This is a genomic window from Ilumatobacteraceae bacterium, assembly GCA_033344875.1.
Taxonomy (GTDB): domain Bacteria; phylum Actinomycetota; class Acidimicrobiia; order Acidimicrobiales; family Ilumatobacteraceae; genus Ilumatobacter.
Window position 1 is genome coordinate 1,019,833 of sequence record JAWPMO010000001.1, and the last position, 20,479, is coordinate 1,040,311.

The window sequence follows — 20,479 nt, forward strand, 5'->3', positions numbered from 1 at the left end:
GCGCCGATGAGCGACAGCGGCGCCCGCGCGCTCACCGCGCTCGACGCGGTCACGACCGCCTTGCCGGCTGCCGAGGAGCGGGCCGGTCAACGGGCGATGGCCGAGCACGTCGCCGATGCGATCGAGCACGGCCGACACCTGATCGTCCAGGCGGGCACCGGCACCGGCAAGACGCTCGCCTACCTCGTCCCGGCGATCACCTCGGGCAAGCGCACGGTGGTCGTCACCGCCACCAAGGCGCTGCAGGACCAGTTGGCGGCCAAGGACCTGCCGTTCCTGTCCGCACAGCTCGCCTCGCAGGGCATCGACGTCGACTGGGCGGTGCTGAAGGGACGCAGCAACTACGTCTGCCTCCAACGGTTGCGCGAGACGAACGATCCGGCGCAGGCCCAACTCGAACTCGACGACATGTCGGCCGTCACCAAGCTGGAGGTGAAGAAGCTCGGCGAATGGGCGGCGACGTCGAAGACCGGCGACCAGGCCGAGCTCGACTGGAACCCCGGCGACGCCGCCTGGCGGGCGGTCAGCGTCGGATCCGACGAGTGTCCCGGCGCCGACCGCTGCCCGATGGGTCAGGAGTGCTTCGCCGAGCAGGCCAGACGCCGGTCGCAGGCGTCCGACGTGATCGTCGTGAACACCCACCTCTACGGCCTCCACGTCGGCAGCGGTGGAGCGATCCTGCCCGAACACGACGTCGTCGTGTTCGACGAGGCCCACGTCCTCGAGGACATCATGAGCGACACGGTGGGCGTCCAGATCGCCCCGGGGCGGTTCGTGACCGTCAGCGCCACGATCCGCCGCTTCCTCGACGACCCGCAACTGGTCGGGTCGATCGCCGATCTCGCGTCGGTCACCCGCGAGGCGCTCGCCCCGTTCGCCGGCCGGCGACTCCCGACGCCGCTCCCCGAGCCGATCACCGAGGCACTCCGCGACGCACAGCTCAAACTGACCCGAGTCGGTGAGGCGGTCCAGAAGATCGAGACGCCGATCGAGGACGCCCAGCAACGCAAGCTTCGGGCGCAGCGCATGATCACCCGTTCGATGGAAGCGGTCGAGGCGGCGCTGTCCGCCGGCACCGACACGGTGCCGTTCGTCTCGGGAAGCCGGGATCATCCCCGGCTCGAGATCGCGCCACTCGACGTCGGCCCGACGATGCAGGCCGGGGTGTGGGAACAGCACACGGCGATCCTCACCAGCGCCACGATCCCCGCATCGCTCGGGCGCCGGGTGGGGATCGATCCGGACCGGAGCTTCGAGGCCGACGTGGGCAGCCCGTTCGACTACGACGAGCAGGCGATCCTGTACTGTGCCATGCACCTCCCGCCGCCCAAGTCGCCGAAGTTCCGCGACGCCGTGGCCGACGAGCTGATCGCGCTGATCGGCGCCGCCGGCGGCCGCACGTTGGCGCTGTTCACCAGTTGGGCCGCGATGGACGCCGCCGTCGACGCGGTCCGCGACGAGGTCGACGTGCCGATCCTCACGCAGCGCGACCTCCCCAAGCCGGCACTGGTCAAGAAGTTCGCCGAGTCGAGCGAGACCTGCCTGTTCGCGACCACGGGCATGTTCCAGGGCGTCGACGTGCCCGGTGAGACGCTGTCGCTCGTCGTGATCGACAAGCTGCCCTTCCCGCGGCCCGACGACCCGCTCCTGTCGGCACGCCGCGAACTCCTCGGACCGACGGCGTTCTCCGAGATCGACGTGCCGCGGGCCGCCACCCTGCTCGCCCAGGCATCCGGACGCCTGATCCGCACCGCAACCGACCGTGGCGTCGTCGCCGTGCTCGACTCGCGGCTCGGCTCGGCTCGGTATCGGTGGGACATCATCAAGGCGCTGCCGCCGATGAAGCGCACCAAGGTTCGCAGCGACGTCGAGGACTTCCTGCGAGCGATCCGCGACGCCTAGACATCCCACGGGCGGTAGGTGTCAAGCGGCGAGGTTGAGCCGGTGGGCCCAGGCGGTGTGTTCGTCGTAGATGGTGTGGTGGCGGAGGCAGCCGTGGAGAATGCCGACGAGGCGGTTGGCGAGGGCGCGTAGTGCTCGGTGGTGGGTGTCGCCGGCGGCTCGGCGGGCGTCGTAGAACAAGCGGGCTCCGGGGCTGGCGGTGAGTGTTGCGAAGGCCCACTGGTAGCAAGCGTCGGCGAGGCGCCGGTTGCGGGCGTAGCGGGCGAGCACGACGTGATGTTTGCCCGAGGCGCGGGTGATGGGTGACATGCCGGAGTAGTTCTTGCGAGACTTGGCGTCTGCATAGCGGTTCGGGTCGTCCCCGAACTCGGCGAGCACCCGGGCGCCGAGCGTCATCCCCAATCCTGGCAGGGAACGGATGACCTTGGCGTCCGGGTGTTGTTCAAAACGGTCGGCCAGCTCGGCCTCGAGGCGGTCGACCTGGATCTGCATCTCGACGATCACCGCCACGAGAGCGGCAACGCTGGCGCCCATCGCGTCAGTGACCAGAGCGGGTGCTTCGAGCTGCTCAGTGCGGAGCGCGGTCTGGATCTCGACGCTGCGTTCGTCGATGCGCCGTTGCCGACCACCGCGACGCAAAGCAGCGGCGATCTTCGAGCGTGACAGCAGCTTGCCGGTCATCGGGGTCGGCGCGATCGTCAACACCGCGAGAGCATCGCGTCCGGCCAGTTCATCGAATGCTTCCAGAGCTGCCGGGTAGAACTCGCGCAACGTGGAACGCAGCTGGTTGGTGTGGCGTTGCCGGCTCCAGATCATCGTCTGATGCGCCCGGGCGAGCACTTTGACGGCTTCGGCCAGTTCGCTGTCGCCGGCCACCGGCCGGTGATTGTGAGCGTCGGTGCGGGCCAGGTCGGCGAGCACCTTGGCGTCACCGGGGTCGGACTTGGCGCCCGACGTCGAGTGCCGTTCGCGATAGCGCGACGTCGACATCGGATTCACCGCCAGCACCGTGTACCCGGCAGCCACCAGGGCGCCGATGAACAACCCCCTGTCGGTTTCGGTCGCGACGATCACATCGGCCGGGTCGTCGACGCGACCGGCCACCAACTCGTGGAACCGGGCGACACCCTCCACACCTTCGGGCAGCCGGCCGCCGCCGAGCCGTTGGCCGTTGTCGTCCTCGACGAACACGTCGTGATGGTCCTCAGCCCAGTCCAGGCCGACGAACACCTGCCTCATCGGTCACCTCCTTGTTCAATCGGTTATCGTTCGAGCCCGAGGCGACCAGCAGCTCCCTAATGGTTCAGTGCTCGCAGCACGTCATCCCACCAGCCATCACGAGTCGACCTCACCAACCGACCGGCGCACGATCTAGGCGTAGAGCTCGAGGCTCTGGCTCCAAAAGTGCTGACCGACCGGCGGCTCGGAACCATCCTGACCGATCACACGGCTTCGGACGATCGATCCCCATTAGGTTCGGGCGCCATGGGTGACCACGACGTACTCGTCCGGCTGGAACTCGACGCCGGCATCGCCACGATCACGCTCGACTCGCAGCACAACCGCAATGCGCTCTCTCGACGCCTGATCGCCGAACTCCACGAGCGACTCGACCAGGCAGAGGCCGCCGACGCCCGAGCGATCGTGCTCCGTCACGAGGGGCCGGCGTTCTGTGCCGGTGCCGACCTCAAGGAACGTGCGGTCGACGACGGTCCGCTCGATTCGACGCCGATGGTCACCGTGATGCGGCGCCTGATGGACACCGACCGGCCGACGATCGCGGCGGTCCGGGGCGCCGTGCGCGCCGGCGGGATCGGGCTGATGGCGTCGTGCGACCTGGTCGTCGTCCACGACGACGTGAACTTCGCGCTGACCGAGGTGCGGATCGGCGTCGCCGCCGCGATCATCTCGGTGCCGATCCTCCGGCGGGTCCCGGCGGGCAAGATCGCTGCGGCGATGCTCACGGGCGAGGTGTTCTCCGCCGAGGACGCCCGCGAGATGGGGCTGGTCACCCACGTCACCGACGACGTCGCCGCCTGGGTGGCCGCGCTCTGCGAGGGCGTCCTGGCCGGTGCTCCCCGCGCCGTCGCCGAGACCAAGCGCCTGCTGCGACGGGTTCCGACGCTCGATGCCGACACCGCCTTCGACGAGATGCGACGGCTCAGCGACGAACTGTTCCGCAGCCCCGACGCCGCCGAGGGGATGGCCGCGTTCCGCGAGAAGCGGGCGCCGGTCTGGCCGGGCTGACCGCGCTGACCGTCGGGCCGTCAGGCGACGAGGCGGTAGCCGATGCCGCGGGCGGTGATGATCAGCTGCGGCTCGTCGGGCTGGTCCTCGACCTTGAGGCGGAGACGGCGCACGTGAGCGTCGACCAGGCGGGAGTCACCGAGGTACTCGTATCCCCAGACCCGTTCGAGGAGTTGATCGCGTGAGAGCACCGCGCCCGCATGGTCCGCGAACTCACAGAGCAGCCGGAACTCGGTCTTGGTCAAGCTGAGCTCCTGACCACCCTTCAGGACGATCCCCTGTTCGCGCCGCAGTTCGATGTCACCGAGCATCACCGACTTGGGGGCCGCCGCGGTGTTCTCGAGCAGGTGGACGCGGCGCATGAGCGCACGGATCCGGGCGGCGAGCTCCTTGGGGACGACCGGCTTGGTGACGTAGTCGTCGGCACCTGCTTCGAGACCGGCGACCATGTCGTGGGTGTCGGTCTGCGCGGTGATGATGATGATCGGCACGGTGCTCGTCGCCCGCAGCGACCGACACACGTCGAAGCCCGACATGTCGGGGAGCCGGAGGTCGAGCAGCACGAGGTCGACCTCGTGTTCGGCGAAACGGGCCAGACCGTCGGTGCCGTTGGCTGCCTCGTGGACGGTGTACCCCTCGTCCTCGAGCGCCAGCCGCAAGGCCAGTCTGATGCCGTCGTCGTCTTCGATGAAGAGCAGGGTGTTCACGGTCGTCCCAGTGTGGCACGATTCTCGTCATCTGGGAAAAGCAGCGATATCCAGGCCTGTTCCGCACCAATATGAACGCTTTGTTACAGAAATCGCACACAGGCAGCGTCGTGCCGTCACAAACGACGACCAACATGATGACTGTTCACGCTGCCCCGGTGAGGTACCTTCCTCCCCCTGGTGCCTCACCGGCAGCGTTGGAACTCCCCTCGCTGGCCGATTCCGGCCGCATGCCACACTGTTGACCATGGCCCGACGGCGCTCGCTGCGACTCAGCACCCGGGTCACCATCTTCTTCGGAGCGATGGTCCTGCTCGGTGGCATCGGCCTGACCGTCGCCACCTTCTTCTTCGCACGCAACTCGCTGCTCGAACAGCAGATCACCACGGCGAAGTCCGATGCGATCGCCAACGCGACCAGGGTGAACGAACTGCTCGACCTCGCACCCGACGACATCGCCCTCAACTTCCTCGACATCGACACCGATCCCCAGGGCTTCGCGGTGCTGCTGGAGAGCCCGTCGTTCCCCAACCGCACAGGTCCGCTGTTCTCGCGGTCGACCTTCTCGCTGAGCGACCTGCCGCAGTCGCTCGTGGAGACGGTCGAGTCGGGTGCGGCAGGTCAACAGCTGTTCGTCAACGAGAACGGTGAGCCCTTCATCGGCGTCGGGGTCAACCTGCGGGCGTGGGATGTCGGCTACATCGAGGCGTTCCCGCTCGACACCACCGAACGGACGTTGCAGATCCTCGCCACCGCGCTCGTCGTCGGGTCGATCCTGGCCGCCGTCGTGGCAACCTTCTTCGGCTGGTCGACCAGTCGCCGGTTGCTGCGCCCGATCTCCAACGTCGCCGACGCCGCCGGTGAGATCGCATCCGGCAAGCTCGGCGCCCGACTCGACACCGAGGACGACCCGGATCTCAACCGTCTCGCCGGCTCGTTCAACGACATGGCCGACGCCGTCGAGGAGCGGATCAGCCGCGAGCAGCGGTTCGCGTCCGACGTCAGCCACGAGCTGCGCTCGCCGATCACGGCCCTGACGGCGGCGATCGAGGTGCTCGACGCCCGCCGCGACGACCTGAGTGACCGCGGCAAGCAGGCGCTCGACGTGGTCGTCGGCCAGGTCCGGCGATTCAACGACATGGTGATCGACCTGCTCGAGCTCTCGCGGATCGACGCCAACGCCTCGGAGATCAACCGAGAGTCCGTCGACATCGTCGAGCTGTGCGATCGGGTGTCGCAACGCTACGGCTACGGCGAACTCCCGATCGAGGTCCATCGTCGGGCGAGACGACGGGCCATGATCGACCGGGTCCGCTTCGAGCGGATCCTCGGCAACCTGCTCGACAACGCGACGAACCACGGCGACGGACCCACCCGCATCGCGATCGAGCCGTCCGACGTCAAGCGCAACGTCAACATCGTCGTCGAGGACGCAGGCCCCGGCGTCGCCGTCGGCGAACGGACCCGCATCTTCGAGCGCTTCGCCCGCGGCAGCGCCGCCCGGAACCGAATCGGCACCGGGCTCGGCCTGGCCCTGGTGGCCGAACACGCCGTCGCGCTCGGCGGCGAGGCCTGGGTCGAAGACCGCCCCGGTGGCGGCGCCCGGTTCGTCGTCCGACTCCCGACCGAGGAACCGTCATGATGCGACGCCTGACTGCGTTGACCCTGGCGCCGCTGCTGCTGATCGCCGCGTGTGCGTTGCCGACCGACCAGCGGGCGACGCCGTACGACCGCGACGACCTGCCGCCGGCGATCGCCAACACCACGACGACGAGCACCACCACCACGACGCCGCCGTCGACCACGATCGCGTCCACCGACTCGAGCACCCCGACGGTGCCGGCTCCGACGACGACGAGCGCGGTGTTCGCGACCACCGTGGTCGATCTCTATTACACCGTCGGCTTCTCCGACGAGATGGCTCGCCTGAAGCGCTCCCTGCCCGACGACGCCTCGACCGCCCAGGTGATCAACCAACTCGAGTCGCCGCTCCCCGACGTCGCCGAGATCCGCTACCAGACCTCGGTGCGACGTGGCATGGTCACCGGCGACGTCGTCGTCGACCGCGGGGTCGCCACCGTCGAGCTCGACGGCGGCATCATCTCCGAGATGTCGGAGACGAACCTCCGGCGGGCGATCGCTCAGCTCGTGCTGACGCTGACGTCGTTCAGCACCGACGACAACGGCGCCATCGGCCGGGTGCGGTTCGTGATCGACGGCGAGGGTTTCGAGGTGTTCGTGCCGGCGTTCGGCGGCAGCAGCGAACCGGGTGAAGAGCTGGCGTTCGAGGACTTCTCGAGCCTGATCGCAGCAACCGCGACGCCGACCACTACGACCACGACCACGACCACGACCACGACCACGACGACCACCACGACCACGACCGAGCCGCCGACGACCGAAGCGCCGACGACCGAACCTGACGAGACCGCCGCCTGACGGCCCGCGGTGCCGAACCCTGGTCAGTACCCGAGTCGTTCGACGCGGTCGGGTCGGCGTTGCCAGTCCTTGTCGACCTTGACCCGGAGTTCGAGGTAGACACCCTCGGGCATCTGCGCCCGCGCCAGCTTGCCGACCTCCTTGAGCACGCTGCCGCCCTTCCCGATCACCATGCCCTTCTGACTGTCGCGCTCGACGACGATGTCGACCCGGATCCGTGGCCACTCCCACTCCGTCACGCTGGTCGCGATCGAGTACGGCAGCTCGTCGCGGGTCACCGCGAGCAGCTGCTCGCGTACGAGTTCGGCGACGAACTGCTCTTCTGGCATGTCGCTGACCTCGTCGTCGGGGAAGTACTTCGGCCCCTCCGGCAGGCGCTTCGAGAGGTGATCGACGAGTTCGCCGACGCCCTCGCCGGTCTTGGCGGACACCGGGAAGTAGGCCTCGGCACCGAGGTCGGACGCAGCGACCAGCATCTTCAGCACCTGCTGCTTGCTGGCGACGTCGACCTTGTTCACGATGACGAGGGCCGTCGGCAGGTGGAGGTGCCCGGCGACCCAGCGGTCGCCCTTGCCGAACGGCATCGTCGCGTCGAGCACGAGGCACTGCACGTCGACATCGGCTGAGCTGTCGAGCGCCGTCGCGTTGACGCGCTCGCCGAGTGCCGTGACCGGCTTGTGGAGCCCGGGTGTGTCGACGAACACCAGTTGGGCGTCGGGACGGGTCAACACGCCCATGATCCGGTGACGGGTCGTCTGCGGCTTGTCGGAGACGATGCTGACCTTGCGGCCACAGATCGAGTTGACGAGCGACGACTTGCCGACGTTCGGACGCCCGACGAACGCGATGAAGCCCGATCGTGTCGATTCGGCGGCCGGGCTGGTCACATCGTCGGGGGCATCGGGGTCGTTCACCACCACAGCATGCACCGGTCGGCCCGCTTTCGCCACGAGTCGCCCCGGGTGCCAAGCTGGCGACATGGCAGCACGCATCATCAACGGTTCCGACGAACTCAAGGCGCTCGTCGGGGAACACCTGGGCTACAGCCCCTATGTCGAGGTCACACAGGAGCAGGTCAACGTGTTCGCCGAGGCGACGGGCGACCACCAGTGGATCCACGTCGACGTCGAGAAGGCGAAGGCCGGCCCGTTCGGTGGACCGATCGCCCACGGCTACCTGACGCTCTCGCTCGGCCCCGTGCTGTACCCGCAGGCCGTCACGATCACCGGCTTCTCGATGGGGGTCAACTACGGCTGCAACAAGGTGCGTTTCCCGGCACCGGTCATGGTCGGGTCGAAGCTCCGCCTCGGCGTGAAACTGCTCGAGGTGACCGACATCCCCGGCGGCGTGCAGACCGTGCTCGAGTTCACCTTCGAGACCGAGGGCGGCACCAAGCCGAACTGCGTCGCCGAGGTCATCTACCGCAGCTACGAGTAGTCGCCCGTCAGCGGAACTCGGGCATGATCCGCGTCGCCAGGAGTTCGAGCGAGGACGTCTCCGGATAGTCGGAGCACCACGGGATGAAGCCGCGACATCCGAGGTCGACGTACGTGCGGATCTTCTCGGCGACCTGCTCGACCGTTCCGACCAGGTTGTTCGCCCGCCACTCCGCAGCGGGCTGGCCCCACACCGCGAGCGAGCCCGCTGCTTCGACCTCGGCCTCGGTCTCACGGATGAAGATCTCGGGCGACCATGTCATGCGGATCTCGTCGGGGTCGCGCCCGACGTCGGCACAGTGCGCACGCAGGACGTCGCGCTTGTGGGCCCACGTCTCCGGCTGACCGCCGAAGTTCGAGCAGTCGGCGTGTTTGGCGACCACCCGCAACGTCAGCTGTTCGCCACCGCCCCCGATCCAGATCGGCGGGGTCGGTTGCTGGAGTGGCTTCGGGTCGCAGTTCGCCCGTTTGAGGTCGTAGTACGTGCCGGAGAACGTGGTCTCGGGCTCGGTCCACATCGAGCGGACGATCTGCACGGTCTCCTCGAGCATGCCGATCCGGTCCTTCGGCTTCGGGAAGGCGAAGCCGTACGCCCGGTACTCGTTCTCGTACCAGCCGGCACCGATCCCCCAGTCGAGACGCCCACCGGAGATCACGTCGAGGTTCGAGGTGACCTTGGCCAGCACGCCCGGGTTGCGGTAGCTGTTGCAGCCGACCATCTGGCCGAGCCGGATCGTGCTGGTGAGCTGGCTGATCGCCGCCATCGTGGTCCAGCACTCGAACACCGCCTCCTGAGCGGGCCGCGGCACGTTGTGGAAATGGTCGTAGACCCACAGCGAGTCGTATCCCAACCGCTCCGCGAGCTGCGCCACCGCGACGGCGTGCTGCCACTGCTCGACCGGTCCGTCGATCGAGGCGAGATCCATCTTCCACCCCTGGGGGATGAATGCGCCGAACACGATCTCAGGACCACTCATGCCGCCAACCTACGCGTTCGAGCAGAATGGCGGCATGCCGACCGACACCGAACCGATCGATCGCGCCCCGCTCGACCACCTCGTCGAGAGATTCGCCGCCGAGCGGAACTGCCCCACGATCAGCTGGGGGATCACGATCGACGGCGAACTCGTGACCGGCGGCGTCGGCGACGTCACGGAACACACCGTCTACCGCATCGCCTCCATGACCAAGAGCTTCTCCGCGGCGGCGACGCTCGCGTTGCGTGACGACGGCGTCCTGCGCCTCGACGACCGGGCCGCCGACCACGCGCCCGAGCTCGCCGCACTCGAGCGCCACGACTCGGCACCGATCACGATCCGCGACCTGCTGACGATGACCAGCGGGTTGCCGACCGACGACCCGTGGGCCGACCGACACCTCGATCTGACCGACGACGAGTTCGATCGGATCATCGCCGAGGGCATCCTGTGGGCCCACCCGACCGGCAACGTCTACGAGTACTCCAACTTCGGATTCGCCCTGCTCGGCCGGGTCGTGCACCGGGCCACGGGCCGCCGGATCCAAGACGTCGTGACGACCCGACTCCTCGAGCCGCTCGGCATGGCGCGATCCCGGTGGACCCAGCCCGAGGACGATGATTGGGCGCGCCCGATGCGCTGGCAGGACGAACGCCACGTCGCAGAACGTGACCCACTCCCCGACGGCCTGATCGCTCCGATGGGTGGCATCTGGTCGACGGTGCTCGACCTGACGACCTGGGTCACCTGGCTCGACGCCGCGTTTCCCGCCCGGGACGAGCCCGATGACGGGCCGCTGAGCCGGGCGACCCGGCGCGAGATGCAGACCCCACATCGCTACAGCGGTATGGGCACGCTGCGCGGCGTCCGTTCGGCCGGCCATTACGGGCTCGGGCTGCGGATCCTCGACGAACCGGAGCTGGGGACCGTCGTCACCCACTCCGGCGGCTTCCCCGGCTACGGGTCGAACATGCGCTGGCTGCCGGGCCGACGGATCGGCGCCGTCGCCCTCGCGAACGTGACCTACGCGCCGATGACCGAGCTGACCGCTCGCCTCCTCGACGAGGTGCACGCGCAGGGGCTCGTGCCGGCCGAGACGCAGCCGGTCTCCGACGACGTCGCCGCGCTCGCGACGCAGCTCGTCGGTCTGGTCAACGACTGGGACGACGCGCGGGCACGCCGGGTCGTCACACCGTCACTGATCCACGACGACTCGCTCGATCGTCGCCGTACGGCCGCCGAGCGGGTCACGTCGGAGACCGGCCCGTTGTCGATCGCCTCGATCGAACCCCACAGCGCCGCCAGGGCGACGATCCGGTGTACGGGGCCAGCGGGACGTCGTGCCAGCGTGACGATGCTGCTCGCGCCGCCCCGGCCGCCACGTATCCAGTCGTACTCCGTGACGCTCGATCCGGCGGATCGGTAGCCTGCCGGCGTGACGGACGACGACCTGGCTGCCCGCCTGCGCGCCGCGACCGAGCTGTTGGAGTCGGTGGTCGCCGATCGCTCCGTGCTCGAACGGCTCCCCGTCGACGAGCGCACGCGACTTCTCAACGCGGCGGGCGACGTGTACGAGCCCGACGTCGACGCGCGCCGACGCCAGATCAAGGCCGAACGCAGGGCTCGCAAACGCGAGCGGGCGTCGAGCGACCAGAAGGCGCTCGACGAGACCGGTATCCGGTCGTTGCGCAGCAAGCCCGTCTTCACGACACCCGATGTGTTCGCCCCAGCGATCGCACCCACCGACCGGATCGATGATCTCGACAACGGCGCCACCGGACGCGAGACCGTCGAGCCGCAGCACTGCTACGTGTGCAAGCAGCGTTACACCCGCATCGACGACTTCTACGACCAGCTCTGCCCGGAGTGCGCGCGGTTCAACTTCGCGAAGCGGAGCGAGACGGCCGACCTGTCGGGCCGTGTGGCGCTCCTCACCGGCGGCCGCGTCAAGATCGGGTACCAAGCCGGCATCAAGCTGCTTCGCGCCGGCGCCCACCTGATCGTGTCGACGCGGTTCCCGCGCGACGCGGCGAAGCGATATGCGGGCGAAGCGGACTTCGACGAATGGTCACATCGACTCGAGATCTACGGGCTCGACCTCCGGCACACCCCGAGCGTCGAGGCGTTCTGCCATCACCTGCTGACGACACACGAGCGGCTCGACTACATCGTCAACAACGCCTGCCAGACCGTGCGTCGGCCGCCCGACTTCTACCGTCACATGATGGCCGCGGAGCGAGGCGAACTCGACGCCGACATCGCCCGCCTGGTCGGCCCGTACGAAGGCCTCCGACGGACCGACATGCTCGGTGCCGACAGCGCACCGGTCGCCGACGATCCCGCGTCGCTCATCGGACTCCGCCATGCCGCCGAGCTCTCCCAAGCCGAACTGCTCCCCGAAGACGCCCCGTCGACCGGGCTGTTCCCCGAGGGACGACTCGATCAAGACCTCCAACAGGTCGACCTCCGCGATCAGAACTCCTGGCGGCTCCAGCTGGCAGACGTACCGACGGTCGAGGTGCTCGAGACGCAGCTCGTCAACGCCACCGCGCCGTTCGTGCTGAACGCCCGACTCAAGCCGTTGCTGCTCGCCGCCCCGGGCCGCGACCAGCACGTCGTCAACGTGTCGGCGGTCGAGGGGCAGTTCTACCGGCGACTCAAGACGACGCGCCATCCACACACCAACATGGCCAAGGCCGCGCTCAACATGATGACCCGCACGTCGGCGGCCGACTATCACGCCGACGGCATCCACATGAACAGCGTCGACACCGGGTGGGTCAGCGACGAGGATCCGGTGCACATCGCCGAACGCAAGCGGGCCGAGCAGTCGTTCCACCCGCCGCTCGACATCGTCGACGGCGCCGCCCGGATCGTCGACCCGATCATCGACGGCGTCAACACCGACACCCACGTATGGGGCCAATTCCTGAAGGACTACCGGCCCACCGACTGGTGATCACAGCGGCAGGTCACCGGTGGCCCGCTTCGTGGTGCCGTCGTCGTTGAACGCCGCGATGGTGCGCTGGGCGATGCGCATCTGGTGGATCTCGTCGGCACCGTCGGCGAAGCGTGCCCAGCGTGCCTGCTGCAGCATCCCGGCGAGCGGTGTGTCGGTCGAGTAGCCGAGCGCGCCGTGCACCTGGATCGCACGGTCGATGATGCGCCACAGGCTGTTGGCGACGAAGTGCTTCGCCATCGACACGACGGCTGTGAAGTCCATGCCGTGCTCGATCTGGTAGGCCGCGTGGAGGACCATCAGCTTGCACTGGTACAGCTCGACCGCGGAGTCGCTGATCAACCACTGGATCCCCTGCTTCTCGGCGAGGATCGACCCGTGCGAGTATCGCTCCATCGCCCGCTCGACCATCATGTCGAGCGCGATCTCGGCCTGGCCGATCCATCGCATGCAGTGGGCGAGGCGAGCGGGGCCGAGCCGGTACTGGCCGAGCAGGTGCCCCTGGCCGCGCCCGCCGAGCATGTTGGCGGCGGGCACGCGGAGGTCCTCGATCAGGATCTCGCAGTGGTTGTGACCGCCCGACATCGTCTCGACGTCGCGAACGATGTTCCAGCCCTCGCTCGGCAGGTCGACGATGAAGCACGAGTTCGCAGCCTGCGGGATCTCCGGGTCCTCCTCGGTGCGGGCCACCAGCATCGCGAACTTGGCGCCGCGGGCGCCGGAGATGAACCACTTGTGACCGTTGATGACCCACTCGTCGCCGTCCTGGTAGGCGAAGGTCTGGATCAGGGTCGGGTCGGAGCCGGCCACCTCGGGCTCGGTCATGGCGAAGCACGAGCGTGCGGTGCCGTTGCACAGCGGCTTCAGGTACTTCTCCTTCTGCTCGTCGGTGCCCCAGTGCAGCAATGTGTGCTGGTTGCCCTCGTCGGGTGCCTGGGCATTGATCACGAACGGACCGATCGACACCTTCGACGCCTCGGCCGAGACCGCTGCCATCGCCGTCGGTCCGAGCCCCATGCCGCCCCACTCGGGCGGCATGTGCGGCAACCAGAGGCCGCGTTCGTCGTGCGCCTCCTTGCGGAGTCGCACGATGGTGGCGACCACCTCGCTGCGGTCGTCCTGATCGGTCGCCTCCCACTCGGGGCGAACTCGCTCGTCCATGAACGCGCGCACCCGCAGGCGAACCTCTTCGACCTCGGGCGGGAACGTGAAATCGATCATGGACCGAGTCTGACGATCGCTTCCGACCGCGGGCGAACCGGCGCGTGCGGGCCCTCGGTAGCCTCGTTGGCGATGCCGAACTCGGAAACCGACTCGTCCTGGGACCGCGACACCCTGCCAGAGGGCGAGGAGAAGAAGCGTGCGGTGCGCGACATGTTCGACGCGATCGCGCCTCGGTACGACCTCGTCAACCGGATCATGACGTTCCGTCTCGACGTCCGGTGGCGCCGCAAGACCGTGCGCGATCTCGCGCTCCCGGCCGGTTCGACCGTGCTCGACCTGGCGTCCGGCACCGGCGACCTGTGCATCGACCTCCGCGAAGCCGGACTGGTCCCGCTGTCGATGGATCTGTCGTACGGCATGCTCGCGGCCGACCGGTCGGGTGCCTCCCGCACCCAGGCCGACATCTTGAACCTTCCGGTTCGCGATGGTGCGGTCGACGGGGTCACGTGCGGGTTCGCGCTCCGCAACCTGCTCGAACTGCCGGCGTTCTTCGAGGAGCTGGCACGGGTGGTACGGCCCGGTGGCCGGATCGCACTGCTCGACGTCGGTATCCCGAAGAATCGGGTGATCCGGTTCGGCAACAGCATCTACTTCGGCAAGGTCGTGCCGAAGATCGGTGCGATGCTCTCCGACGGCGCGGCGTACCGATACCTGCCGAAGAGCGTCGCGTACCTGCCGGAGCCCGACGAGATGGTGGCGATGCTGCGGGCGGCCGGGTTCTCCGACGCGTCGCACCATCTGTTGTCGGGCGGGCTCACGCAGCAGCTGCTCGGCACCCGCGACTGATGCCCATGCGTGCGGTCACCGTCCCGCTCGACACCGATCTCGACCTCAACGACGTCGCCCGCGGCGACGGCTACCTGTTCGTGCGCGACGGTGTGGGCTTCGCCGGCCGCGGCGTCGCGGCTCGGGCACCCGTCGACGACGCGGTGTCGTTCCTCGCCTCGATCGAGCACGACGACCGTGTCGGCGGCACCAACGGGCCGATCGCCATGGGCGCCGTTCCGTTCCTGCCCGGGGCCGAGGCCGAGCTGCTCGTCCCGCAGGTGGTCGTCGGCAAGCGGTCCGACGGACAACGGTGGATCACCACGATCGACGATGCAGACGTCGACCTGTTCGGAGCGACCGAGCCCATACCCGCCGCGGCGGAGTACTCGATCACCTCCGGCGTCGACATCGACCGGTATCTCGACGCCGTCGCGGCCGCCCGCGACGCCGTGCGCGCCGGCGACATGGACAAGGCGGTGATCGCTCGACCGATTTCCGTCACCTCCGACCGGCCGATCGACGTCCACGCCGTGCTCCGCCGCCTCAAGGCGACGTTCGGTTCGAGCCACCGTTTCTCGATCGACGGGTTGATCGGCGCGTCTCCGGAGTTGCTGGTCGCCGTCGACGACGGGCAGGTGACATCGTTCCCGCTCGCCGGAACCACCCGGACGACGGGCGACCCCGAGCTCGACGAACGGCTGGCCGACGAGCTCCAGGCCAGCGAGAAGAACCAGATCGAGCACCGGGTGGCGATCGAGATGGTGCGCGACACGCTCCTGCCCTTCTGCAGCTACCTGGACTGGTCACCGGCACCGGAGATCGTGAAGGTCGCCAACGTGCAGCACCTCGGGTCGCAGGCGCTCGGCATGCTGTCGCGTCCGGCACCGACGGTGATCGATCTCGTCCGGGCGCTCCAACCGACCCCCGCCGTCGGGGGGTACCCCCGCGAGCGTGCGATCGACCTGATCACGTCGGTCGAGGGTTTCGAGCGCGGCCGCTACGGCGGTGCGGTCGGCTGGTGCGACGGCGCCGGGAACGGCTGCTGGGCAGTGACCCTCCGCTGCGCCGAGCTGCCCGAAGATCGTCGTTCGGCTCGCCTGGTGGCCGGCGGCGGCATCGTGGCCGACAGCGACCCGCACGCCGAGTTGGCCGAGACACAGGCCAAGTTCCAGGCGATGCTGAGCGCCATCGTCCGACCCTGACGACGCAGATCAGCCGACGGGCTGCAGGCGCCGGATCGTCTCGATCAGCTCGACGACCGCGTCACTCGGATCGGGACGGTGCACCGCGCGCCATTCGACTCCGATGCCGGGACCGTCGAGCGGGACGATCGCGAGATCCTGGGTTACCGACGGCAACAGCACCTTGCGCGGCTGCACGCTGATGCCACCCCAGCGACGGAGCAGTCGCAGGATCATCGAGAGCGACTCGACCTTGCGGAGGCGCATCGGCAGGACGCCCGCCGGCTCCATGAAGCCGTGGTGCTCGAAGCCGTGCTGCGGACGATCCCCCGACGTCAGGTACACGTCGGTCGCGACGTCGTCGGGAAGTAGGACACCGCGCTCGGCTGCCGCATGGTCGGCCCGGACGACCGCCACCAGCTCGTCGACGAACAGCGGGTCACCCTCGCCGACGCCAACGGGCAGCACCGACATGCCGAGATCGGCCCGCCGCCGGTGCACCGCTGCGGTCGTGTCGTCATAGGCAACCCGGACGAGGTCGATGTCGGCCGCCTGCTCCTCGAGATCGAGGAGTGGTTCGAACCACGGGGCGGTGTCGTAGAAGTCGAGCGCGATCCGCACCGTCGGGCGGCGGGCGGTCTGCATCCACCGCGCCGTGGCCTCGGCGGAGCGCAACGAGGCGTCGGCGACGAGCGCCACGTCGGCCAGATGGAGGGCACCCGGCGTGAGTCGGATCGAGCGACCGGCGACCTCGGTCACGGCGATGCCGAGTCGTCGCTCCATCTCCTTGAGCCGGTGGCTCGCCGCGGACGGGCTGAGTGAGAGTTGGTCGGCAGCGCGGCCGAGGTGTCCGGTGTGGCGCAGCGCGATCAGGAGCTCCAGGTGCCGTCGATCGAGTGACTCATGCACAACTTGCATGGGTTAGTATCATACAACGCGCTGGACGCATCGGTCATCGTCCCGCAGGCTGGGGTCATGCTCACGACGAACCCCCGGCGACGCCGATTCCCACGTCTGTCCCCACGTCTGTCGCAGACGACCGCCACGATCGTGATCGGTCTGACCGGCGTCGCCTACGCCTTCGCCACCTTCTTCGCCCGCCGTCTGACCGACGGCGGCGTCTCGGCGCTCACCGTGGCGTTCGCCCGGTTCGCCCTGATCGCGGTGGTGCTCGCTCCGTGGTTGGCGCTCGGACGGGACGATCGCCGCGCCACCCTGTGGGGCGCCGCGAGCGGGGCCGTGATGGCACTGGGATGGGTGGCGTACGTCGAGGGCATCGGCTCCGGTGACGTCGCCCTCGCCGGTATCGCGTACATGACGTACCCGCTGTTCACCTTGGCGGCGCTCGCGCTCGTGTTCCACCACCGCCCGTCCGGCCGACAGGTGGCCGGCGGTGCGTTGGTGCTCGCCGCAGCCGCCGTCGCCCTGTTCGGCGCCGCCTCTGGCGGAGGGCTACCGCTGATCACGTTCCTCGCTCCGGCGACGTTCGGGGCGAGCATCGCGATCCTCACCGAACGACTGGCCGGGCTTCGACCGGCGCAGCGTCTCGCCTCGGTGGCGGCGGGCGCTGTCACGGCGCTGTCGCCGTTCGTCGTGTCACAACCACTCGAGGGTGCGTTGCCGAAGGGTGCAGGGCAGTGGGCCGCGATCCTCGGGCTCGCCATCGGAGCGGCGCTCGTGCCGATGCTCTGTTACGCCACGGCTGCTCCCGTGATCGGGGCGGCCCGCTCGGCCGTGGCCGGCGCGACCGAATTGCCGACCGTGTTCATCATCGGTGGGCTCGTGTTCGGCGAACGGATCACCACCGGACACCTCGTCGCAGCGGCGCTGGTGGCGCTGGCGATCGTGATCATGCCGAGCAGCCGGACCGCTCACGTCCTCCCGAATCAGGGCTCGGACGACATGGACCGGACGAGTGCCAGCTGCGTTCCCGCCTCTGGTCCGGCACCGAGCCGGGCCTCGGCGACCGTCCGACGAGCGGTGTCGATGTCGAGGCCGAGGCGGATGAGCACGCAGACCGCGGTCGTGCCGGCCCGACCGATCCCGGCGGCGCAGTGGACGAGCAACCGCTCCCCCGATCGCAGCCGCTCGGCGAGGCCGTCGACGAACTCGACCGTCGCGGCCAACGGCATGGCACCGAGATCGGGGATCGGCCACCAGATCGAATGGTCGCCCGACTCCCCCATCCACGCCACGTAGTCGGGGTAACGCTCGACGAGTTCGTGCCGCTGGCAGAGACAGACGACCGTCGACCAGGGTGCATCGTCGTCGGCGAACTGACCGTCGGCGATCGCTCGCTTGCCGCACAGCCACAGCCGACCGGCCACGCCCTCGGGCAGCGGGATCTCGTCGATCCCTCCGTGCCGTTGCCGTTCGCTCAACCACTCGCCGCTCACGCCCGCTGGTCTAGCAGCCCGCAGGGCCAGGTCAGCTCGCCGACCGCAGCGCTCGAAGTTCGGCGACCCGGGCCCGAGTGATGCGCGCGAGTTCGTCGAGGGACAGGTCGGGTGGCCGTTCGCCGACCGGCAGGACGATGGTGCCATCCGGCCGGATCGAGTAGCAGCGCCCGTATTCGTCACGTCGGGTCTTCCATCGCTGTCGGTGTTTGAATCGATTGTGCCCACCGCAACTGACAGCGCTGTTGTACTGATCGGTCGACCCGTTGCCGTCGGCCCACTCCTCGATGTGGTCGACCTGCGCGAACCGGGACGGAACCGAACAGCCGGGGTGCGAACACGTGCGAACCAGCAACTTCGCCGCCTCTCGGGCGCTGCCGGTGAACAACCGGGACCGCCGACCCAGGTCGGTGACGACACCATCCGTGTCGACGACGACTCGACGGACGTGGCCGGTCAACAGCGCTCGCAAGAGCAACGTCGGGTGAATCTGCGTGCCCTCGGCGGTCTCGCAGCGGCGATCGAGCAACGCAGCGGGGTCGTCGGCCGATCCGCCGGCGAGCTCGCCGACCATCTCGTCGAGCGACACGCCGCCGAAGTCGTCGACGTCGAGTTGACGACCGTTCGGCAGCGTCAACCCCGCACCGGCCATCACATCACCGAGCGTTGCCTCGTGGCACACGATGTTCACGATCGAATCGAATCTCAACGTTCGACCGGCTCGACGATTGGCGTACCGTGTCGCGTTCTTGAGGCTCCCAGCCTCAGATTCGCGACACGGCCCTCGGCAGATCGACGTAGGCCGAGCCACCACGGACGCCGACGCCAGACCGGTCCGCGGTCGTAGTTCGGCGTCGTATCGTCGGCGGCGGTTCCCGCACCGGCGGGCTCGTCCCAACCGACGGCCGGCGCATGCCGCCACACCGGTCCGGCACGCCGCGCATCGATCTCCGAGAAACTCGCTACCTCCTCCACACGATCGTCAGACACTGCGCTGCAACCACCCATCTCGCTCCCCGTTCGTTCGTCATCGATCGACACGCCGAGCGATCCAGCGGGATCGCCGTCGGCATCGCACAGAGACACAGCCGAGCCGTCAGATACGTCAGCGATACGATTCCTCGATGGCCGAGCCCGGCTGAACGCGTCGGCTCAGCGCTCGTCGGTCACCAGGCGGCGACCCGCCTCGAGGGCGTCTGCGGCGTCACCGACGACCGAGGCGATGATCTGCGCTGCCGGTTCGCGCTGCGTCACCATGCCGGCGACAGGGCCCGCGTAGGCCGGCGTGGGGTCGCTCCCCCCGGTGTGGTCGGCGTCGGAGTCGGCCGAGAGCACCCCGGTGAGTTCGTCCTCGTGGCCGACCCAGCGATCGAGCCACGCCGTGCGGATCGACCGGGCACCGATCCCCCGGGGCCAGCTGGAGCGTCCGCCTCCCTGTGCGATGTCGATCGCGGTGGTCCAGACCGAGTCGTCGGCCGATGCCCCCAGCACCTGCTCGGGCAGTTGCGGCCACACGCTCGTGGCCTCGTGTGCCGCGATGAAACGTGTGCCCATCAGCGCTCCCTGGGCGCCGAGCATGAGCACGGCGGCGAGCCCGCGCCCGTCGCCGATGCCGCCCGCTGCGAGCACCGGCACGCTGCCGGCGATGTCGACCACCTGCGGCAGCAGCGGCAGCAGCGGGGTGACGCCGGTGTGGCCGCCCGCCTCGTTGCCCTGTGCGATGATCACATCGGCCCCGACCTCGACGGCTCGGCGGGCCGCCTCGAGCGTCTGCACCTGATTCACCAGCAGCGACCCGGCCGCGTGCACCCGGTCGACGTAGCGCTCCGGGTCGCCGAACGACAGCGTCACCGACGAGACGCCGGCGTCGAGGGCTGCGTCCAAGGGTGACGAGTCGTGCTCGATGGTCCACAGGATGAAGTTGACGCCGAACGGCCGATCGGTCGACGCCTTGACCTCCGCAATCCGCTCGGTCACCTCGGTCGCCGATGCTCCACCGACTGCGAGCGTGCCGATGCCGCCGGCCGACGCCACCACGGCGCACAGGTCGGCATGCGCCACCCCGGCCATGCCGGCGTTCCCGACTGGGTGCTCCACGCCGAGCAGGTCACAGATCGGGGTCCGGAGTGCCATCCCGCCGAGGTTACTCAGCCTCCCGATGGCCACCGGGAGGCGATCGGCCGCACCGGTGACGTGCCGAACCCTTGTCTCGACCCCGGGGCTCAGATCGGCTTGACTGTCTG

At 68.8% G+C, this 20,479-nt stretch carries 18 protein-coding genes; 10 read left to right on the plus strand and 8 right to left on the minus strand.

The window, feature by feature from the left end:
- Positions 1-6: 6 nt before the first annotated feature.
- Positions 7-1,902, plus strand: coding sequence for an ATP-dependent DNA helicase (locus R8G01_04850; GenBank protein MDW3213304.1), 1,896 nt, complete (start codon positions 7-9; stop codon positions 1,900-1,902).
- A gap of 21 nt (positions 1,903-1,923) precedes the next feature.
- Here the strand turns inward: R8G01_04850 and R8G01_04855 are convergent, their stop codons facing one another.
- Positions 1,924-3,141: an IS110 family transposase gene (locus R8G01_04855; protein ID MDW3213305.1), complete on the minus strand. Its 1,218-nt coding sequence runs from the start codon at positions 3,139-3,141 to the stop codon at positions 1,924-1,926.
- Between the two features lie 246 nt (positions 3,142-3,387).
- On the opposite strand from R8G01_04855, the gene R8G01_04860 reads away from it, so the two are divergent.
- Entirely contained in the window at positions 3,388-4,149 is a 762-nt protein-coding gene (locus R8G01_04860) for an enoyl-CoA hydratase-related protein (protein ID MDW3213306.1), read from the plus strand.
- Positions 4,150-4,169: 20 nt separating this feature from the next.
- Here R8G01_04860 and R8G01_04865 read toward each other — a convergent pair whose 3' ends face one another.
- Positions 4,170-4,856, minus strand: coding sequence for a response regulator transcription factor (locus R8G01_04865; GenBank protein MDW3213307.1), 687 nt, complete (start codon positions 4,854-4,856; stop codon positions 4,170-4,172).
- A 247-nt stretch (positions 4,857-5,103) separates the two neighbouring features.
- Here R8G01_04865 and R8G01_04870 point away from each other — a divergent pair, with 247 nt between their 5' ends.
- On the plus strand, positions 5,104-6,498 hold the full coding sequence (locus R8G01_04870) for a HAMP domain-containing sensor histidine kinase (protein MDW3213308.1): 1,395 nt from the start codon (positions 5,104-5,106) through the stop codon (positions 6,496-6,498).
- Complete coding sequence (locus R8G01_04875; protein MDW3213309.1) at positions 6,498-7,295, plus strand: GerMN domain-containing protein; 798 nt, start codon at positions 6,498-6,500, stop codon at positions 7,293-7,295. Before R8G01_04870 ends, R8G01_04875 begins: the two co-directional genes overlap by 1 nt.
- A 23-nt stretch (positions 7,296-7,318) precedes the next feature.
- Here the strand turns inward: R8G01_04875 and era are convergent, their stop codons facing one another.
- Positions 7,319-8,209 (minus strand): GTPase Era, encoded by an 891-nt coding sequence (gene era, locus R8G01_04880; protein ID MDW3213310.1) that lies wholly within the window; start codon positions 8,207-8,209, stop codon positions 7,319-7,321.
- Between the two features lie 64 nt (positions 8,210-8,273).
- On the opposite strand from era, the gene R8G01_04885 reads away from it, so the two are divergent.
- On the plus strand, positions 8,274-8,732 hold the full coding sequence (locus R8G01_04885) for a MaoC family dehydratase (GenBank protein ID MDW3213311.1): 459 nt from the start codon (positions 8,274-8,276) through the stop codon (positions 8,730-8,732).
- A 7-nt stretch (positions 8,733-8,739) separates the two neighbouring features.
- Here the strand turns inward: R8G01_04885 and R8G01_04890 are convergent, their stop codons facing one another.
- Entirely contained in the window at positions 8,740-9,708 is a 969-nt protein-coding gene (locus R8G01_04890; GenBank protein ID MDW3213312.1) for an LLM class F420-dependent oxidoreductase, read from the minus strand.
- Positions 9,709-9,742: 34 nt separating this feature from the next.
- Here R8G01_04890 and R8G01_04895 point away from each other — a divergent pair, with 34 nt between their 5' ends.
- Together R8G01_04895 and R8G01_04900 are read left to right on the plus strand one after the other, a co-directional pair.
- Positions 9,743-11,134, plus strand: coding sequence for a serine hydrolase domain-containing protein (locus R8G01_04895; protein ID MDW3213313.1), 1,392 nt, complete (start codon positions 9,743-9,745; stop codon positions 11,132-11,134).
- A 9-nt stretch (positions 11,135-11,143) separates the two neighbouring features.
- On the plus strand, positions 11,144-12,667 hold the full coding sequence (locus R8G01_04900) for an SDR family oxidoreductase (GenBank protein ID MDW3213314.1): 1,524 nt from the start codon (positions 11,144-11,146) through the stop codon (positions 12,665-12,667).
- On the opposite strand, the gene R8G01_04905 is transcribed toward R8G01_04900, so the two are convergent.
- A complete protein-coding gene (locus R8G01_04905; protein ID MDW3213315.1) occupies positions 12,668-13,888 on the minus strand; it encodes an acyl-CoA dehydrogenase family protein in 1,221 nt (406 codons plus the stop codon). It abuts the gene before it with no gap.
- 72 nt (positions 13,889-13,960) lie between these two features.
- Between R8G01_04905 and R8G01_04910 the strand changes: the two genes are divergently transcribed.
- Together R8G01_04910 and R8G01_04915 are read left to right on the plus strand one after the other, a co-directional pair.
- Positions 13,961-14,677, plus strand: a complete 717-nt coding sequence (locus R8G01_04910; GenBank protein ID MDW3213316.1) for a ubiquinone/menaquinone biosynthesis methyltransferase — start codon at positions 13,961-13,963, stop codon at positions 14,675-14,677.
- Entirely contained in the window at positions 14,677-15,861 is a 1,185-nt protein-coding gene (locus R8G01_04915) for an isochorismate synthase (GenBank protein ID MDW3213317.1), read from the plus strand. The genes R8G01_04910 and R8G01_04915 overlap by 1 nt, the downstream gene beginning before the upstream one ends.
- Positions 15,862-15,870: 9 nt before the next feature.
- On the opposite strand, the gene R8G01_04920 is transcribed toward R8G01_04915, so the two are convergent.
- Positions 15,871-16,758 carry a LysR family transcriptional regulator gene (locus R8G01_04920; GenBank protein MDW3213318.1) on the minus strand — a complete coding sequence of 296 codons (888 nt, stop codon included), beginning with the start codon at positions 16,756-16,758 and terminating at the stop codon, positions 15,871-15,873.
- 57 nt (positions 16,759-16,815) lie between these two features.
- Here R8G01_04920 and R8G01_04925 point away from each other — a divergent pair, with 57 nt between their 5' ends.
- Positions 16,816-18,039, plus strand: a complete 1,224-nt coding sequence (locus R8G01_04925; GenBank protein ID MDW3213319.1) for a DMT family transporter — start codon at positions 16,816-16,818, stop codon at positions 18,037-18,039.
- 228 nt (positions 18,040-18,267) lie between these two features.
- Here R8G01_04925 and R8G01_04930 read toward each other — a convergent pair whose 3' ends face one another.
- Both R8G01_04930 and R8G01_04935 read right to left on the minus strand, forming a co-directional pair.
- Positions 18,268-18,927 (minus strand): HNH endonuclease signature motif containing protein, encoded by a 660-nt coding sequence (locus R8G01_04930; GenBank protein ID MDW3213320.1) that lies wholly within the window; start codon positions 18,925-18,927, stop codon positions 18,268-18,270.
- 461 nt (positions 18,928-19,388) lie between these two features.
- Entirely contained in the window at positions 19,389-20,369 is a 981-nt protein-coding gene (locus R8G01_04935) for a nitronate monooxygenase (GenBank protein MDW3213321.1), read from the minus strand.
- Positions 20,370-20,479 lie beyond the last annotated feature (110 nt).

Coding starts and splice junctions, on each gene's coding strand:
- R8G01_04850 (MDW3213304.1), top strand. CDS start 7: ATGAGCGACAGCGGCGCCCGCGCGCTCACCGCGCTCGACGCGGTCACG.
- R8G01_04855 (MDW3213305.1), bottom strand. CDS start 3,141: ATGAGGCAGGTGTTCGTCGGCCTGGACTGGGCTGAGGACCATCACGAC.
- R8G01_04860 (MDW3213306.1), top strand. CDS start 3,388: ATGGGTGACCACGACGTACTCGTCCGGCTGGAACTCGACGCCGGCATC.
- R8G01_04870 (MDW3213308.1), top strand. CDS start 5,104: ATGGCCCGACGGCGCTCGCTGCGACTCAGCACCCGGGTCACCATCTTC.
- R8G01_04875 (MDW3213309.1), top strand. CDS start 6,498: ATGCGACGCCTGACTGCGTTGACCCTGGCGCCGCTGCTGCTGATCGCC.
- R8G01_04885 (MDW3213311.1), top strand. CDS start 8,274: ATGGCAGCACGCATCATCAACGGTTCCGACGAACTCAAGGCGCTCGTC.
- R8G01_04890 (MDW3213312.1), bottom strand. CDS start 9,708: ATGAGTGGTCCTGAGATCGTGTTCGGCGCATTCATCCCCCAGGGGTGG.
- R8G01_04895 (MDW3213313.1), top strand. CDS start 9,743: ATGCCGACCGACACCGAACCGATCGATCGCGCCCCGCTCGACCACCTC.
- R8G01_04905 (MDW3213315.1), bottom strand. CDS start 13,888: ATGATCGATTTCACGTTCCCGCCCGAGGTCGAAGAGGTTCGCCTGCGG.
- R8G01_04910 (MDW3213316.1), top strand. CDS start 13,961: ATGCCGAACTCGGAAACCGACTCGTCCTGGGACCGCGACACCCTGCCA.
- R8G01_04915 (MDW3213317.1), top strand. CDS start 14,677: ATGCCCATGCGTGCGGTCACCGTCCCGCTCGACACCGATCTCGACCTC.
- R8G01_04920 (MDW3213318.1), bottom strand. CDS start 16,758: ATGCAAGTTGTGCATGAGTCACTCGATCGACGGCACCTGGAGCTCCTG.
- R8G01_04925 (MDW3213319.1), top strand. CDS start 16,816: ATGCTCACGACGAACCCCCGGCGACGCCGATTCCCACGTCTGTCCCCA.
- R8G01_04935 (MDW3213321.1), bottom strand. CDS start 20,369: ATGGCACTCCGGACCCCGATCTGTGACCTGCTCGGCGTGGAGCACCCA.